Origin of the sequence: Reichenbachiella sp., assembly GCF_039941815.1 — a bacterium.
Taxonomy (GTDB): domain Bacteria; phylum Bacteroidota; class Bacteroidia; order Cytophagales; family Cyclobacteriaceae; genus Reichenbachiella.
Window position 1 is genome coordinate 172,103 of the sequence record NZ_JBDVDW010000027.1, and the last position, 16,600, is coordinate 188,702.

Here is a 16,600-nt window from a genome sequence, read left to right on the forward strand (position 1 = left end):
GACACTCCTCTCAAATGCATAGGACGTGGATTAAAAGGTATAATAGTGTCCTGAAGAAAAAGCAAGGGCCGGTCTGCCGAACCGAAAGGCAATACCGGCCACTTACTAAGTGTTATGCTTGTCAAAAGCAAAACCAAACAGTCGATCGATGGGCGTGCTTATTCAGCGGCCTCTATATTTCTATTGACTATGGGCCAAACACCTGGGCTAGGAACACTTACACCTTTGGTGTCGCCTCTTTCTGTATCCTGACCATAGTAGTACAAAGGCCACCCTTTGTATGTCACTTGGGTCTCGCCGAATACGTCGATAGTGCCAAAATCGGCAACATCAATTGTAGAAGCTACAGCATCAATTGTTTTAGTGTAGACGGGCCAGATGCCATCATTAGAAAAATCGCTCGCAGTATAGTTGTTTACATCTTTAGAGTCGCTGACGAAAATATAGAGTGTTCTTCCTTCTGCATTTACAAAATATGCAGTGGCGCCCTCTCCTTCTTCGTAGGTTGAAGTGTAGTTTTTGCCGTCACTTCCGACTAGCTGAGCATTAGCATACATGATAGTATAGTTTGGCTTAGCTACATACCAGACGTTGCCAGCTGCTTCTCCCGCAGTACTGCCAGCTGCCTCTATTTCACCATCTCCTGCAGGTGCATAGTAGTACAATGGCCATCCTTTATATGTCGTTTGCTTCGATCCGTTAGAATGAGTGATGGTACCAAAGTCATCGCTCTCAAGTCCACTGGCTAATTCAGCTTCTGTGGCATAAAAAATAGGCCAGCTGTCCAAACATCCGTCGAGACAGGTGCTGCTTCCAGCTACATCATTGGCGAATACATATAATGTGACGCCATTCGCATCGGTCAAGACGCTACCCAAGGTGGCATCTTCATATAAACCGATCATTGATCCTGCTTCTGCAGCAGGTTCTTCGTTGTCATCTCCACAAGCAGAGATCGTGATTAATGCTGCCAATAGTAGCATTAGATTCAATTGATTAATTAGATTCTTCATTGATTTATAGGATTATGATTAATTACTGTTTTTTTAATTTATTTGGTAGGTCTGGTCGATTATCAGATTGAAAAGACTGGGCAATAGGATTGCCTACATCAAACCAGCGGTTCATGTGTCGATCAACTAGCCGATATTTTGGTGTTCTTAGTTCAGCTGAAAAGTTCTGGATATGTTGAATCCAAAATGGATTTCACCATCAAAGAAATCATTGACAGTTTCTGTGATAAAACCTTTAGATACCATAGAGGTGGCGTTCGTAAACTGCAGTTGGAAAACATGCCCACCAGTCTCAATATCAAAACCAACGGCTATGGCATTTGTTGTTTCGCCATGCAACTGCTGAAACTGGTAATAGTACTCTCCACAAAATGCGACACGCTGAGATAGTTTGATTCGACCTCCTACGCCTAAGGCAAAAACATCATTATTAGACTCATCGTCCGAGATCAAATTACGATGTACCCATGTAGGCATAAGCTGGAGTGATAGACCACTCTCAAATTTTTTCGCAATAAGTAGCTGGTTGGTATTCGCCAATTTGTCTTTGAAGCTCTCGTCCAAATCTGGATTTCTTAAAGTTCTTAAGGCAACTGAACTTAGCCATGTGGCCGATATGGGCATGTTTTTTCCTCCTCCGCTAGACTGTCGCAGCAAACGGTATTTCAAAAAACCATCATATGTCTTCTCGAACGAACTCCGGCCCACTCCAACATACAATCGGTCCGTAATTGCGTACTCCAGGCCAATGCGAATGCTAGCATCGTCCAGTCCAAAAAGCTCATACCCACCACCATCGATGGTACCAAATCGGTGAGAGATCATAAAATCCATCACTCCTTTTTTTCTGGTTTCTATCGAATGCCCATTGATGAGTCGAGTGCCCTTGAAAGTAGCCTCAACCAACGATACTTCGTCTTCTTGTTCTGCTTCCAAACTAGCCAATAGGTCATCCTGAGCAGCTAGTGTGAGCCATGAGGCTAGAAAGCCAAGTGTGATAACTAATTGTTTCATCGTTGTTCTCTTTTGAAATTAAATGCTGCTTTTACCTCAACCACCTCTGCAATATTTTTAATCACTAGCTTGGGTATTTCGATATCATGATCGGCAATTGAAATTTCAAATACAGTCTCTGCTCTTAGCGTAGAGGGGGTGACATCGAACTTCACAACGCTAGATAGTGGTTTTGTCACACCATGGATTTCCATTTCACCCTCGGCCAGCGCCTCAAAACTCCCTCCTTTTGTAAAATCCAAAGTAGTAAAATCCTTGATCACTCCCTTAAAGGTAGCTTTTGGAAATTTCTCAGATTCCAGATAGTTTTCGTTGAAATGCTCTTGCATCAAACTTCTGTCGAAGGTGAATTTTTTGATGAACATAGACACAGCAACTGTTCCTTTCTCCAAATCCACCGCACCTATCACTTCCTTGTTGATGGCTTCAATGTCTTCCATCGGAGCTTCAGAAAAGAAAGATGCGGTACCTTCCCTGTCGATCAGCGGCTGAGCGGTGGCAAAACCGCAAGCAAACGCAACTAATAGCAATGTTAAAATTCGATTCTTCATATTAATAGATTTTTAGACTATTTCCCGCTCACATGGGGAAATCCAGAATGAGCAGCAAAACAATTGTGACAATAAAAGATTAGTTAGAAAGTGCGCCGTCATTCACCCAGCAGGCGATATTATCAATTTCTTCTTGCGATATGGAGGATCCTTTTGGCATCGACCCGTTGGTGGTCACTCGCTTGATGGATTCAGCATGATTTTTTATCTCTTCATAGTTATTGAAGCTCGGAGATGCACTCACTCCATGACAACTGGTACAGTTGTTTTTGATGATTTTTTCAATGGTGTTTTCGAAACTAACACCTGAGATGATTTGGACTTTTTGGGTGACTACACATCCTTCCGTGTCACTGACACGAATCTCGTGAGTACCATTTGTTAATCCGGTGAACGTGGCGCTCGTTTGTGACTGCAGGCCATTCAAGGCATAGGAATAGGGCTCTATGCCTCCTGATACCTCCACTTCAATTCTGCCTTCGGCAGAGCCACATTCAGTATCTATCACTGTCACGGCATCGAAGTTTACGCCTTCTTCGTTTTGGATCTCTACAGTAGATTGGCTCGTACATCCATTTGCATCTGACACGGTCACCAAATAGCTTCCGGCTGCGACGTTTTGAAATTCCCCGTTTGTGCTCGTTCCGGCATCTGAAGAAAAAGTATATGGCGATTCTCCTCCTGTCACCCCTAATGTAAAACCACCGCTAGGGTTACTGCATTCAGAGGTGTTGCTTTCCAAAAGTTCGATTTCAATAGGAGTAAGAGAGCAATCAAACTCAGGATCTACCTGGTCCCATGCGCATGACATAATGCCCAGATAAATCAAATAACTTGTCGATTTCAATGAGGTTCTTAGTGACATAGTAATTGTGAGATAGTAATAATTAATTTCGGCATCCAGATGAGCTAAATTGAGAGTGGCTGCTGTAGGTGTGGCCTATCAGACTCCAATTCAGCTAGGATTGATTCTAATTAAATTTCTACAAAGTTCGAACGGGGGGCATGAATATGCTGGCACAATTCCGCCTAAATCAATCACATTTCCGACATGGGCAATGACAAAACCGACAAGCATGTAAAATTTCCGACAATCTCAATCAATCTATTTGACTAGCAGTTCGGTAGGGCTCAGTTTAAACTCCTTTTTGAAGGATTTGGAAAAGTAAGAGGGGCTGGAAAATCCAGTTTGGAAAGCTATTTCAGCTACGTTGTACTGTTGGCTGAGTATGAGCTCCTTAGCCCTGTGTAGCCGCACCGAAGAAATGAGTTGATTAGGTGATTTATTGGTAATGGCTTTGAGCTTGCGTTGTAATTGTCGCTCACTGATGCCCATTTCTCGACAGAGTGTGTCTACTCCAAAAGTCTCATTGCTCAAGTGTCCTTCTATACTTTGCAGGACATTCTCTAAGAAAGAATCGTTTCGTGCTACCTGGTTTTGCGGAAGTCCCTCCGCAGGTATACCTCCTCTGGAGTCGTCCACTACACGGAATAGCGAAAGAGACTCGCCTGACATTGCTTTGAATTCATCCTCATTTGGAATGAAACTCAAACCTGTGCCTAGCAACAAATGTTTTACCGTTTGAGTAATGAGTACCTGATTCGGCTTTGCCAAATCAAGCATAGAATCGGTAAATCCTTGTGTTTCTCCGCTAATAAACTGCGACGTATCAATGGCGCCTTCGCGGATGTGGATACCAACTGCGAGCTCAGCACCTGCTATACTAATGGCATCTACTAAATCAATGCTACAATGCACCGCCTTGCTTGGGCCTTCAAAGGTGGCAATGAAAACATCATGCTCATATTGAACAATTTTCCCTTTGTACAAAGAGACATACTGATTCATAATGTCCTGAATGTTGGCGCCTGTAGTTTCGGAGGCCAATACCCTGGCAGCTACAATCGTATACAGGCGGACTTCATATACGGGCATAGGTTTTTCATTAAAAATAAAGGACTTCATCTCCTCCAACACTTCTGCGGTATTTCCCGCCCAAAACAAGTGATCGTCTCCTTCAAATTCAACAAATTTCGCTCCCGGGATTCGATCAGCAATGAATTTGCCTTCTTCTATTTTGACATCAATATCATGCGTGCGCTGCATCATCAGGGTCGGCACTTTGATCGATCCCAATATGTTGATGATATCTACCTGGGTATTCATTTTGGTCAACATCATAGCTGCACTTGGGCTGGCACCGGACCTAAAATAATTGGCCAGCCAGTCCATAAAGACTCGATCGCCAGCTTTGGATGGCGCTAAAGACTCCAGGCCCATCTCTCCACTGCCCCAGCTATTTTCAATCATGTCATAGACTACTTGTCTCTCTTCGTCAGTCGGAGCCCAAGGGTAATCCGGAGCATATCTACGCTTAGCAAAAACACCAAAGGTGATTAAGGAAATAGTCCGGTTTGGATAGGTAGCTGCGAATAGTGCCGATACTGAACCTCCTTCAGAATGACCAAAAAGAATTGCTTTTTCTGACCCGACAGCATCCATCACGGCACGTATATCATCCATTCTCTCTTCCAGGGTAGATAGCTCCACCACTCGATCAGATAGTCCCGTTCCTCTCTTATCGAATAATATAACTCGGGCCATTTTACCCAATTCTTCGAGAAAATCCACTAGCTCGGGACATCCCCACATCCAGTCAATATTAGACACCCAACCAGGGATATAAACCAAGTCGATTTCACCAGTTCCAAATACCTGATAGGCAATATTGATGCGCCCGCTTTTAGTATATTGTGTGGAGGGTTTCATGAATTCAAATTGATTTGAAAGAGGTTTAAATTTTTTACGTTTTGCTTAAAGTTGTTTCTAATAACATGATCCTATTTGGTGCTTGATATCCTATCAAATTTGCCCAAACGGCTCATTAATAAATATACAAACATCTCTGTAATCCAGCTAATGTAAAGTTATAGATTACCCTGCCAACCTCACAGAAACGAAGGATAAACAGGCGACCGATGGAGAAAGGTTTTAAGGCCCATTCAACGATCCAAGAACAGTTATTTTGTCTGTATCCCTTAAAGGAAAGATTAACTATCGCTAGTCTGTAATAAACTTTTTCTGTGCGCTTAGTTCATTCGTTTAACCTGGATTATGCATTAGGAATCGTGATGAAAGCTATAAAGCGCAAAGAAAGAGGCACTTATATTGAAGAGGCATAGCACCGCTATGGTGATTCAATAAATATATGTTTAGTGTCTATTTCAAAGTGCTTTATGATTGGAATAGATTATCTAATGCATATTTCAGGTTTAATCAAGAGGCGAGACACTAATATTTGAATTCAGTTATAGTTTGGGATAGCAGCTGAGCAGGTCAAATATGATTTCAAATCAGAGAATACGAATTTCACTTTAAAATTCAAATTATATCCTAATATATCGATTGATCATATTCTAGTCTTGTCCATTAAGAAAATTGAAGCATTCGATCTTTTGTTCGATCGTGCCTGAAGACAATATACCAAAGTGATCCTGCCCTTCTACTGGTATCATTTTAGTTTTGACACCAGCCTCATTCATCTTTGAGACATCAGCGCTGTACTGTCCTTCTCGGTCGTCCTGGCAGACAATACATACGGACAGTCTGGACTCCTCCATGGGATCGCCTGCAAAAAATGCAGAAGGATCCAATAGAATAGCACCTTTTACTTTGTCTTGTTGGGCCCAGGCAAGCTCAAATATATCACGTCCTCCATTAGAAAATCCTGCGACAAAGACCTGATCCGGGTCAATGTATTCAGTATCTATCAATGCCTTTAGCATATCTGCGAATTGGATGGGATTACCCTCACGTGGGGCCACAGCAATCATACCGTACTCATTAATGATGGGTTCGACACTTCCCGCGACGCTAAGATTTCGTAATGTGGAAAGGGTAAACATCAGGGGTCTATTTCTAAGATCTTCTATGCCGGGTGGAATGTAGAATGCCACCTTCATTCCAAAGTAAGTTTCTTCGAATGAATTTGCCACCTCAGGATCGTAATTAATAGTGATGGGCTTTCCAATTTCACGGTTGTCAATACCTGAACTGTTCTTAACCTCCTCTTCATCACATCCAGAAGCTGAGAACAGGACCAGCCCTAAAAAGAGTATTTTATATCCTTTCTTCATAATTTTTATAATACTGGTTATAATTCAAAATGCACACTCGTACATTGAGGCGTAGTCAGGGCTCGGCGTATAAACATTTGTAGATATCTGTACCCTTATTTGAGTCAAAGTATCTGTATTTAAGATGCCCTATTCTCCCAATATTTTAATCTCCAGCGTGTCTTCCACAAAGCTGTGCAAGGCAATCATTTGCTTTTTTCCGGTCCGCTGGCCCAGGAATGAAACTAGATAAAGGGAAAGGAATATGACCAAAAGCACCGGAACAGCCCATAGGATAGCAGCTGACTGACCCAACGACCAAAAGGAGTACCCCATAATTGATATTACCAAAGTGGCGAATCCAATGATTGAATAAAAAAGTACAAACATGGTCCAGACAGCCGGCCTTGGACTATACATGCCGCGAAGAACATTTTCGCCATCCAAGGCCTCAAAACTCAATGTAAGTTGTGGCGACCAATAGTGCTGATCTTTTTCTGGCAGTGTGATTGTGGCATGTCCGGTAATAACTGTGCCACCAATTGAATCGGAACTTTTGGAGATGGCATTAGTCAGTTTTTCTCGTATTTGCTCCGGGCTTATCGATGTAGCTATTCTAAACCTGGGCCTGATCTGGTAATGAGGCAAATGATCTTCCATGTGGGCAAGCTGATTGTTTTGGGCTGACCGTAAAAATACTATTTTTTCAAAAAGTACTCCTGCCTGGAAAATCTCTTCCAGGTTTGTCCATTGTCATTGGTGTACTCTACCGTCAATTGATGATGGCAAGATTTGCAAGGCTCTAGTGTCAGGCGAAATGAAAATTGAGTGCCATCGGCACTTTTAAAAGCTACGTCAGTCTTTAGGTTGCTCAGTACCAGCGTTCGGCCTGTGGCAGTCCCAGCATAGACATCCATCGTACTATACTCCTTGTCAAGTGCAATGAGTCTCAGTTCATTGGTGCGACCGTCTACCCCTAAAGTGCTACGCATGGTAATCGAACCGGATTCCATTCGAATAGCAAATTCTTCATCTATATAAGTACTGTCCAGTAGCAAGGTGTAAATCGAAGTCCCGGACCCATCACGCTTCCACTCTCCCTGTTCATCCGGAGTATATACTTTAAGATTGTACTGACCTAGGAGGTAAAAAAAGGAGTCAATTTGGATTCAGGTCTCTGTGAGAATGCAGCTGTTGTGAATGCTACTAAGAGAAGTAGAATTGTAGATTTCATTTCGTTTTTTTCAGAGTAAATAAAAAAATTAAACTACTAGAGAGATACATACCCTTATTAAACCTGGATTATGCATATTTCAGGTTAAACATTATAATACTCGCCATCACCACAAAAGCAATCTTTTACACCTGTGACGCATTCTATTTATGGTCTTGTGACAAACTATTACAATTGATGACAACGTATGAGATCATTTTCATTGATTGATTTAGTTTCTATCGCATTTTTGACAAAACTCTAACACCATGATAAAAAACTATCTTCTCATAGCACTCAGAAACCTGATCAAAAACAAGAATTATGTCATTATCAATACGTTTGGTCTGGGTATCGCCATGGCTTGCTGTCTGACGGCTTATATCCTCATCGCCTACAACATTGAGTTCGACGATTTTCATAGCACGGACAAAGTCCAAAATATATTCAGAGTTCACTCACATGTAGTCATCAATGGATCTGACTACAGAGAAGCCATCAGCACGCCTACACCTGTGGCACCCATGGCAGCTCAAGACATCACTGGCATCAAAAGATTTGTCAGAATATCTGGTAGTCAGGGTGGCGGGGCTAGCGTGAGTTATATCAACAAGGAGACCGGGATCAACAATACGTTCGGGGAGTATATCGCCTATGCGGACAGCACTTTGTTTGATATGTTTGATTTGCCCCTAATTGCAGGTAGTCAACAGGCTTTCAAAAATTTGCACAGCATATTTATCAATGAGGAAATTGCCACCAAATACTTTGGAGATGACGAGCCAATTGGCAAAGTGCTCACCTTGAGTTTCGCTCGAGGAGTTGTGAAAAAAGTGATTGTAGGCGGCGTGCTTGCCAAAATTCCAGTCAACAATTCGTTTTACATGCCTATGCTCATGCGATACGAACATTTTGAAGAGATGCGTGCACTAGACCAGCCGGCCTGGGGAGATTGGAATGTACCTGCTACGTTGTTTGAACTGGAAGATCCAGAGAAAGCCGAAGAAATAGCAGGGTATTTTGACAAATATCTCCCACGAAGAAATGAAGCTTTCAAAGAGCAAATAGTAGAAAGAGTAAGTCTGGTACCGTTCAAAACCAGGTTGAATCAAAATGATATGACCTGGTCTTATCTGAATGCCCCAATTCCGACAGAACCGCTAATGATTTTCATTGTCTTGGCCGTCATGATCATGCTGATCGCATGCTTTAACCTAACTAATACCTCCATTGCTATGGTGGCCAATCGCCTCAAAGAGATCGGAGTGAGAAAATCCATGGGAGCCAACAAAAGTCAGGTGGTGGCGCAGTTTATGTTGGAAACCCTGATCGTGGCCCTGCTGGCTTTGGTAGCAGGCTACTTGATGTCCATGATCATCGTGCCAGAGTTCACAGCCATGTGGGAATTGCCTTATGGGATTGCAGATCTAAGCGGTGTCAATCTTATGATCACCTTATTGCTCTTGGTGTTTATGGCCTCTATCCTGGCAGGCATCTACCCTTCTCTATTTAGTGCAAAGTTGGATACCATCAACCTGCTGAAGGGTAATGTAAAAGTGAATGGTACAAACTTCCTGACACGTACACTCGTGACAATCCAATTTGCCATCTCTGTTATCGTATTGATCGGTGGCGTGGTTTTCATTCAAAACACCGCCTTTCAGGAAAACATAGACTTTGGCTATCACAAGGAAAAACTGATGATCGTGGGTATTCAAAGTGAAAGCGAGTACCACGCCCTCGCCGCGAAAGCTCGAGTCAACCCTAAAATAGAAGAAGTAGGTTCTACCGAGCATCAAATCGGATTTAGCACATATCCCAACCCTATCTCCTTTGAAGGTCAGGAGTATGAAGTGCAGCATTTGGAATTTGGAAAAAACTATTTCGAAACTATGGATTTCGAATTTATTCATGGGAGAGCGATTGACTACGACAAGGCCAATGACTTCAATGAAGGTGCGGTGGTCAGTCGCCAGCTCCTAAAAAGCCTGAATATTCAAGGTGATCCTATTGGTCAATACGTGATCGTTCGTGAAAACAAGAAAAAAATAGTGGGTGTCATAGAAGACTTTGTAGATAATGTCTTCAGATCTAAGGATCCCGAACCTTACATCTTTTATGCGACTGTAGGCGAAAGATGGAGAAATATGGTGGTAAGGGCTCAACCTGCTGATCTGGCGTCGGTCAACGAATTTTTAGAAACCGCATGGAAGGAGATGTATCCTACCAAGCCATATGACAGCAACTTTCAAGAGGATATTTTGCTCGCTGGCACCAAACAAACCAATGGAAACCTGAAGAAAATATTCTTATTTCTCACCTTGCTGGGTGGGCTACTGTCTGCTTCCGGAATCTACTCACTAGCCTCGTTGAATATAGCCAGACGAACAAAGGAGCTAGGCATTAGAAAAGCACTTGGCGCCACAACACAAAATATTTTGTTCCTGCTGAACAAAGAGTTTATCATCATACTTGTACTCGCAGGAATATTTGGAGGTATTGGTGGATATTATGGCACAACCTGGATTCTTGATTTGATTTATGCCTTTCACATTTCGGTTCAGTTTGTGCCAATCTTCCTTAGCTCGATCGGCATTTTTATCATAGGAATAGCGACTACGAGCATTACCATTTATCGAGGCGCTCGAGTCAATCCTGCAGATACACTTAGAAATGAATAGTAACACAGGCGTTCTTATTGGAATTCGCTAACGGCTAGCTCATACTGCCGTAAAACCATTATTTTTAGGAGCAAATTTGGCTACTATGAACAAACCGATACAGCCGGTACTTTTAATACTCTTTTTTATCGCCGTTCCATTTCTGATCTATGCCTTCATCCAGGTTAGATCACTGGGCGAAGATGAAGAAATGGCACAAGCGGTCTACGAGAAGCAAATGGAGGCGGTTTTGTTTTCACTAAACCAGTATGCCGACGATATGATGAGCCAGTGGATCAGACGGCTGTCCAGCGATCAACAGCCCATTTTGGAAAATGGCAATGACCTGATTATTGGAAACGAGTCCATCCAGTTGCTCGTATTGCGAAAAATGGTTAACCAAGAAGATTCGGTCTTTTTAAATGACTATGTGACCAAGGATGAAAATCTGGAAAAGCAAATTGATCGCTGGTATCAGAAAGAAGATTCTACCCTTCGGCAGCTCACAAAATATCTCGATGCAGGATTTCAGAAAATACAGGCCGCAGAAGATTGGAAGGCTTCTGGTGGGCTAAAAGCAGGTCAGGTAGCCATGACTGCTATGGTCTATGATCAAGACTCGGTATTATACAACTCGCTGATGGTGCTGGAGCCCACCTATTGGGTGGAGCAAGTTCTGGGTAACAAAATGCAAGAAATAGATCAGGACGACTTTCGATTAGGAGTATATAAATGGACTCATGATCAGCAATCTCCCAGATATATCTATCAAACTGATACTTTCGATATTGAAAGTAGCTCAATCAAAAAGAAGCTATGGGTCCTCCCCGGCATGTACTTGTCCATCCAACCCAAGGGAGAGAGTTATATTGATATCATACAGGAGAGAAGCAAAAACAATTTGTACTTTCTGCTTTTTTCTCTACTTACAGTTTTTATTGGCACTGCTCTGGTGATCAGAAATATAAGAAGCACGCTGAAGATAGCTCAGCTAAAATCCGATTTTGTGTCCAACGTATCTCACGAAATCCGCACCCCACTGGCGCTCATTCGCATGTATGCGGAGACATTGATGCTGGGACGAGTCAATACTGAAGACAAAAAGAAGCATTATTATCAAATCATTCATCATGAGTCTGGTAGGCTTACTTATCTGGTGAACAATATTCTAGATTTTTCTAGAATCGAGGCCAACAGGAAGACATACCATTTTGAGGAAAAGGAGCTCAACGAGATGGTCGAATCTATCCATCTGAACTTTGCTCACCTCTTCAAAGAAAAAGAAATGGAATGTACACTTTCATTGTGCTCCGAAAGTGTCTCGGTATCGGTATCGGTAGATCCACAGGCCTTCGGTGAGGCATTGTCCAACCTGATAGAAAATGCTGTGAAATACAGCAATGGAAGCAAATCAATCGAGGTATCAACCTTTGTAGACGAGGGCTATGGATGCTGTACCGTGAAGGACTACGGAGCGGGTATCTCCAAAGCTGCACAAAAGCATATTTTTGATAAGTTTTATCGAGTAGAAGGTGCTCTGACTCAGAAAACGAAAGGTACTGGCCTGGGACTCAGTTTGGTTAAACACATAATGGAATCCCATCAGGGTCAGGTATTAGTAGATTCAAAACCCGGAGTGGGCAGTACTTTCACACTCAAATTTCCGCTAACCCAATAATTATATGATAAAAATTCTTGTAGTAGACGACGAACCTGCCATGCGAGATGGATTGGCTGACAATCTCAAGTTTGAGGGATATGAAGTGGATCTGGCCGAAAATGGAGAGATGGCCCTGGACCGATTAAAGGAGAATTCCTATGATCTGGTTGTACTCGACGTCATGATGCCTGAAATGTCCGGATTCGATGTCTGCAAGCAGCTGAGAATCGAGGGCAATGATGTACCTGTGATACTGCTCACAGCCAAAGGTGAGGAGATAGATCGTGTACTGGGCCTTGAGCTTGGCGCAGACGATTACATCACCAAGCCCTTTAGCCTGAGAGAGCTGATAGCCAGAGTAAAGGCAATTTTGCGGAGATCTCAGACGATAAGTACGACCAATGACCAGCACTATGAGATTATAGGTTTGTTGGAAATAGATTTTAAGAATTACGTAGCGAAAAAAGGTCAGGAGGAGATCAAACTGTCACACCGAGAATTTGAGGTTTTGCAGTTTCTAAAGGAACACAGGCAAGAAATCGTAGGGCGCGACGACTTGCTAAAAAATATTTGGCGATATGACGAGTTTCCCACTACACGGACGATTGATAATTTCATTTTGAGGCTTAGGCAAAAAATCGAACTCAATCCGAATGATCCTAAGATCATTCTTACTGTACATGGGATGGGATATAAGATGCTTTAAAAGGTGAATGTTACAACTTGTGACATCTGTTGACGCAGTGGTGACACACGGTAACATGGTAGTGAGTTAGTTTGAATATCATTTTTCACAAAAACTCAAAACCATGAAAAAGAAAATCACATTACTCGTCATGCTTGGATTAATTTATAATTTCACACAGGCTCAGGAGCCTGATCTGGTACAAGCCAGATACAATGGTAAACCAATAATACAAATGCAGCTGAACGGCCAAAAAACATGGGTATTGCTAGACACTGGATCGGACTTCACCGTATTGGATACTGAGATGAAGGACAAATACAGCTTTTCTACTAGTAGCAGTCAGGATGCAACGCTGAAGGTTCCAGGTTTTGGATCGACAGCCAACCAGTTGCAAAGAGTATCCAACGCCAAAATTGACTTTGGAGAGGTCAGACTTAGAGGCCCTGTATTTGCTTTTGATCTGTCTACAGTAGCCAAGTCGATTCAGCGCAGGACAGGCAAACGCATCTCAGGAATAATAGGCACTCGGATGATGAGCGCCTATGGATTTGTAATAGATATGCGAAAAGGGACCGCAAGCATTCCTGTAAAGCGTAAGAAAAATAAATTCGCTGAAGGGCAAGAACAAGAATCATTTGTACTTTCTACCATCGTTAATCGTAGTAACTAGTAATGATAAGTTTTAATAAAACACTTCTTGTAATGACCATGGCTTGGCTGGTATCATCAGCCACTGCCATAGCTCAAAGTGTAGACACTGAACCAAACTCTGAAGAGGACGGTTTCTGGGAGACTATTTTTGAATACATGTACAAGGATAAAAAGATGAAGCACAATGCTGACGATCAATCCTTGAAGGGTTATAAAAAGGTTATTGATCTAACGGGAACCTGGAAATTTCAAATAGGAGATAATAAAAAATGGTCAACAACTGAAATTGATGATCAATCATGGGAGGAAATCTATGCCCCTACTGACTGGGAAAATGAAGGATTCAATGGCTACGATGGATATGCCTGGTATAGAATCCACTTTGATGGGAGAAAACTAAAACCAAATCAGGCCTACTATCTGGTGCTGGGATTTATAGATGATGTAGACGAAACATTTCTCAATGGCAGACTGGTAGGGAGAACGGGAAGGTTTCCCCCCAGATTCAGAACAGCTTATAATTCCAATAGGAGATATTACCTGAGCAGCGAGCTGATCAATTTCGAGGGAGACAACGTGATTTCTGTCAAAGTCTATGACGAATATAAGAATGGTGGCATCGTCAAGGGAAACCCAGGAATCTACTTGTCCGAAGGGAGCGAAAACCTGCTGCAAAACCTATACGGTCCATGGAGATTTACTAGAAGCAACAGTAAGTCATTCATCGAGCCTGACTACGACGACGATCACTGGGATGTACTACTTGTCCCTGGGTATTGGGACAATCAGGGTTACCGATCCTTCGACGGGACTGCCTGGTACAGGAAGAGTTTTGATCTCAGCTTCACTCCAAATCCCCATGAAGACTACTACCTGGTGTTGGGCAGAATCGATGACTTTGATATCACCTATCTCAATGGAGAGTTCGTCGGGGAAACAAACGATCATCAGTCCTTCGGGCAGAGTCAGTCTTACAGAACCATCCGAGTGTACAAAATTCCGAATGGCCTGCTGAGCAAAAAAAATGTACTTGCCGTGAAGGTGAAAGACATCGGAATAGATGGAGGGATCTACAGCGGGCCTGTTGGGATCATTTCTGAAAACGAGGTCACCAGAATGATCCGAAAAACTGACTAGTCAGCAGTCCTTTCACATATGTAAGTTGCTTAATCTTTTAATTCTATTTGCTTAAGTAATTGGTCATTAGATCCCAATATTGCTCCTCAAATGATTCCAAGGTCAATCCAAAATTATTTTCAAATGCAATGCCTACTCTTGTCCCATTTCCGAGCTCTTTATAATATGCATTGACATCAGATATTGTAGACCCATTTCCATTAGGATCAAGAAGGTAGCGAATGGCCAGCTCGAAAAACGCATAATATTCCCATTCAGAATTTGCTTGTGATTGAGGAAAATCTCCCCAAACCTCTATGCTGATTGGATTGCCCCCTCCGCTAACATTTATCATCTTTTCGCGCCAATCTTCCAAGTCACTCAGTTGATGCACAGATTGATTTTCTGATATATAGTTCGCAATGCCCTCTCTGAACCATACCGTATTGGATAATCGATAAGCAGGATCTCCAATTAGTAAAAACTCATTGACGTGCGTAAGTTCATGCTTGAGGGTACGCTTCCATCTATAGAGTGTGTAGTTTAATTCATAAAGAGGGGAATGTAGTGCCCTGATAATAATGCCATCCCGATAGGCCAACCCACTATTTGCTTTCCTTTGATCGTGGTCAGAAAATATGACAATTTTTCTATTGCTCTGACTCGTCACAAACTGATAGTCATCCCAAGTCAATTCAAAGGCCTCCAGCACTTCGTCTATAGAGGCTTCTGCATACTCAGAAGTTTCAATTTTGGTCTCAAAAGTCGAATAATTACTGTAAACGATAAATCTGTCCGACTCATATGGTTCTCCATCATGCCCTAATTCGGGCCAACCTGGAATCCAGGGACCGACGTAAACCAACGATTCTTCTGGATCAATCTTTGACTCACCGCATGAAACAAAAAAGATAAGTAAAAAAATAAAAGAGGCTGCGTAATTAACTTTTTTTCGGAGTATGGTCATTATGCTTAAATTCAAATTTTGAATAAATCAACTAATTGGGGTATTGAGTATCTTATGACGATTTAATGGGTCATAAGCTATATGATGAGTAAAAATTGTCATATTGGCTGAATAGCATAGCCGAATTAACCTGAATCCTTTCTGAAAAAAAGGCTTGTGTCCGATCACATAGCCGAGAACAAAGTGTTTTCATTTGATAGTAATCACGTAGCTATAACAATGATTTAACACTGCCTCTGAAGTTTAACAATAATGTAATCAGTAGTAAATTCTCATATAACATCTGAGTATTTAGTTTGTATTGGAATCATATCAAACAACTACTGTTATGAAACATCTACTATCTTTTTTAATCCTGGTATTTTCCAATACCCTGCTATTTGCCGATTATGAAAAAGGCGTGATCTACACCAAAAATCAGAATAGAGTTACGTGCCTGATAGAAGTTTATTCGACAGGAATCTTGGTTGGCAATGTATCGCACGTGAGTTATATTATTGGCTCGGATACTACGCGATTGTCTCTAGATAAAATCACAGCGGTAGAAATAGGCGCAGAAAAATTTCATGTCATCGCGCTGGTAGAATCCGGTGAGGAAAACTTCAATGAAGCCATAGATATCACACATTGGGTTTTAGCAAAATTAGTTCAGGAAGGAGCCGCCGAGTTGTACCAATATTACCACACTGGAAATAGCATCTATGCCAATGGCAGACCGACCAAGTCCTTTGGGAAAGCCCTACATGAGCGTCCAATCTTGAAAAAAGGAAATCAGGCCGAGGTCGTCTACAAAATGAACTATGCTGCTTGCATCAAACGGTTCTTCCCGAAAAATGGTAAGGATATCTTATCTCAAGACATCGGTTTTGAGAATATCTCAGACGCCGTCCAAATGGGCAACCAATATTTATCAGGAATTTAAAACGACTATTGGCATAGGTGAATAAGGCA

The 16,600-nt window shown here is 42.1% G+C and carries 15 protein-coding genes; 6 read left to right on the forward strand and 9 right to left on the reverse strand.

Annotated elements, in window-relative coordinates; translation table 11 throughout:
* Positions 1 to 158: 158 nt before the first annotated feature.
* The 8 genes from ABJF11_RS06580 to ABJF11_RS06615 all read right to left on the reverse strand — a co-directional run bounded on the left by ABJF11_RS06580 (position 159) and on the right by ABJF11_RS06615 (position 7,752).
* On the reverse strand, positions 159 to 1,013 hold the full coding sequence (locus ABJF11_RS06580; protein WP_348118906.1) for a hypothetical protein: 855 nt from the start codon (positions 1,011 to 1,013) through the stop codon (positions 159 to 161).
* Between the two features lie 147 nt (positions 1,014 to 1,160).
* A complete protein-coding gene (locus ABJF11_RS06585) occupies positions 1,161 to 2,027 on the reverse strand; it encodes a DUF5777 family beta-barrel protein (protein WP_348118907.1) in 867 nt (288 codons plus the stop codon).
* Entirely contained in the window at positions 2,024 to 2,578 is a 555-nt protein-coding gene (locus tag ABJF11_RS06590) for a YceI family protein (RefSeq protein WP_348118908.1), read from the reverse strand. Before ABJF11_RS06590 ends, ABJF11_RS06585 begins: the two co-directional genes overlap by 4 nt.
* A 79-nt stretch (positions 2,579 to 2,657) precedes the next feature.
* Positions 2,658 to 3,443 carry a cytochrome c gene (locus ABJF11_RS06595; RefSeq protein WP_348118909.1) on the reverse strand — a complete coding sequence of 262 codons (786 nt, stop codon included), beginning with the start codon at positions 3,441 to 3,443 and terminating at the stop codon, positions 2,658 to 2,660.
* A gap of 240 nt (positions 3,444 to 3,683) precedes the next feature.
* Positions 3,684 to 5,348 carry an alpha/beta fold hydrolase gene (locus ABJF11_RS06600; RefSeq protein ID WP_348118910.1) on the reverse strand — a complete coding sequence of 555 codons (1,665 nt, stop codon included), beginning with the start codon at positions 5,346 to 5,348 and terminating at the stop codon, positions 3,684 to 3,686.
* Positions 5,349 to 5,995: 647 nt separating this feature from the next.
* Complete coding sequence (locus tag ABJF11_RS06605) at positions 5,996 to 6,715, reverse strand: alpha/beta hydrolase (RefSeq protein ID WP_348118912.1); 720 nt, start codon at positions 6,713 to 6,715, stop codon at positions 5,996 to 5,998.
* 129 nt (positions 6,716 to 6,844) lie between these two features.
* The gene (locus tag ABJF11_RS06610; protein WP_348118913.1) at positions 6,845 to 7,354 is read right to left on the reverse strand and encodes a hypothetical protein; all 510 of its coding nucleotides are present in this window, start codon (positions 7,352 to 7,354) and stop codon (positions 6,845 to 6,847) included.
* Positions 7,355 to 7,392: 38 nt separating this feature from the next.
* The gene (locus ABJF11_RS06615) at positions 7,393 to 7,752 is read right to left on the reverse strand and encodes a hypothetical protein (RefSeq protein WP_348118914.1); all 360 of its coding nucleotides are present in this window, start codon (positions 7,750 to 7,752) and stop codon (positions 7,393 to 7,395) included.
* A gap of 424 nt (positions 7,753 to 8,176) precedes the next feature.
* On the opposite strand from ABJF11_RS06615, the gene ABJF11_RS06620 reads away from it, so the two are divergent.
* From ABJF11_RS06620 to ABJF11_RS06640, 5 genes are all read left to right on the forward strand, one after another.
* The gene (locus tag ABJF11_RS06620) at positions 8,177 to 10,588 is read left to right on the forward strand and encodes an FtsX-like permease family protein (protein ID WP_348118916.1); all 2,412 of its coding nucleotides are present in this window, start codon (positions 8,177 to 8,179) and stop codon (positions 10,586 to 10,588) included.
* Between the two features lie 85 nt (positions 10,589 to 10,673).
* Positions 10,674 to 12,245: a HAMP domain-containing sensor histidine kinase gene (locus tag ABJF11_RS06625; protein WP_348118917.1), complete on the forward strand. Its 1,572-nt coding sequence runs from the start codon at positions 10,674 to 10,676 to the stop codon at positions 12,243 to 12,245.
* A gap of 4 nt (positions 12,246 to 12,249) precedes the next feature.
* Positions 12,250 to 12,933, forward strand: coding sequence for a response regulator transcription factor (locus tag ABJF11_RS06630; protein ID WP_348118919.1), 684 nt, complete (start codon positions 12,250 to 12,252; stop codon positions 12,931 to 12,933).
* Positions 12,934 to 13,036: 103 nt separating this feature from the next.
* Positions 13,037 to 13,585: a retropepsin-like aspartic protease gene (locus ABJF11_RS06635; protein WP_348118921.1), complete on the forward strand. Its 549-nt coding sequence runs from the start codon at positions 13,037 to 13,039 to the stop codon at positions 13,583 to 13,585.
* 2 nt (positions 13,586 to 13,587) lie between these two features.
* Positions 13,588 to 14,703 carry a hypothetical protein gene (locus ABJF11_RS06640; RefSeq protein WP_348118923.1) on the forward strand — a complete coding sequence of 372 codons (1,116 nt, stop codon included), beginning with the start codon at positions 13,588 to 13,590 and terminating at the stop codon, positions 14,701 to 14,703.
* Positions 14,704 to 14,746: 43 nt separating this feature from the next.
* Here the strand turns inward: ABJF11_RS06640 and ABJF11_RS06645 are convergent, their stop codons facing one another.
* Positions 14,747 to 15,649 carry a hypothetical protein gene (locus ABJF11_RS06645; protein WP_348118924.1) on the reverse strand — a complete coding sequence of 301 codons (903 nt, stop codon included), beginning with the start codon at positions 15,647 to 15,649 and terminating at the stop codon, positions 14,747 to 14,749.
* Positions 15,650 to 15,977: 328 nt separating this feature from the next.
* Here ABJF11_RS06645 and ABJF11_RS06650 point away from each other — a divergent pair, with 328 nt between their 5' ends.
* Positions 15,978 to 16,571, forward strand: a complete 594-nt coding sequence (locus tag ABJF11_RS06650) for a hypothetical protein (protein WP_348118925.1) — start codon at positions 15,978 to 15,980, stop codon at positions 16,569 to 16,571.
* Positions 16,572 to 16,600 lie beyond the last annotated feature (29 nt).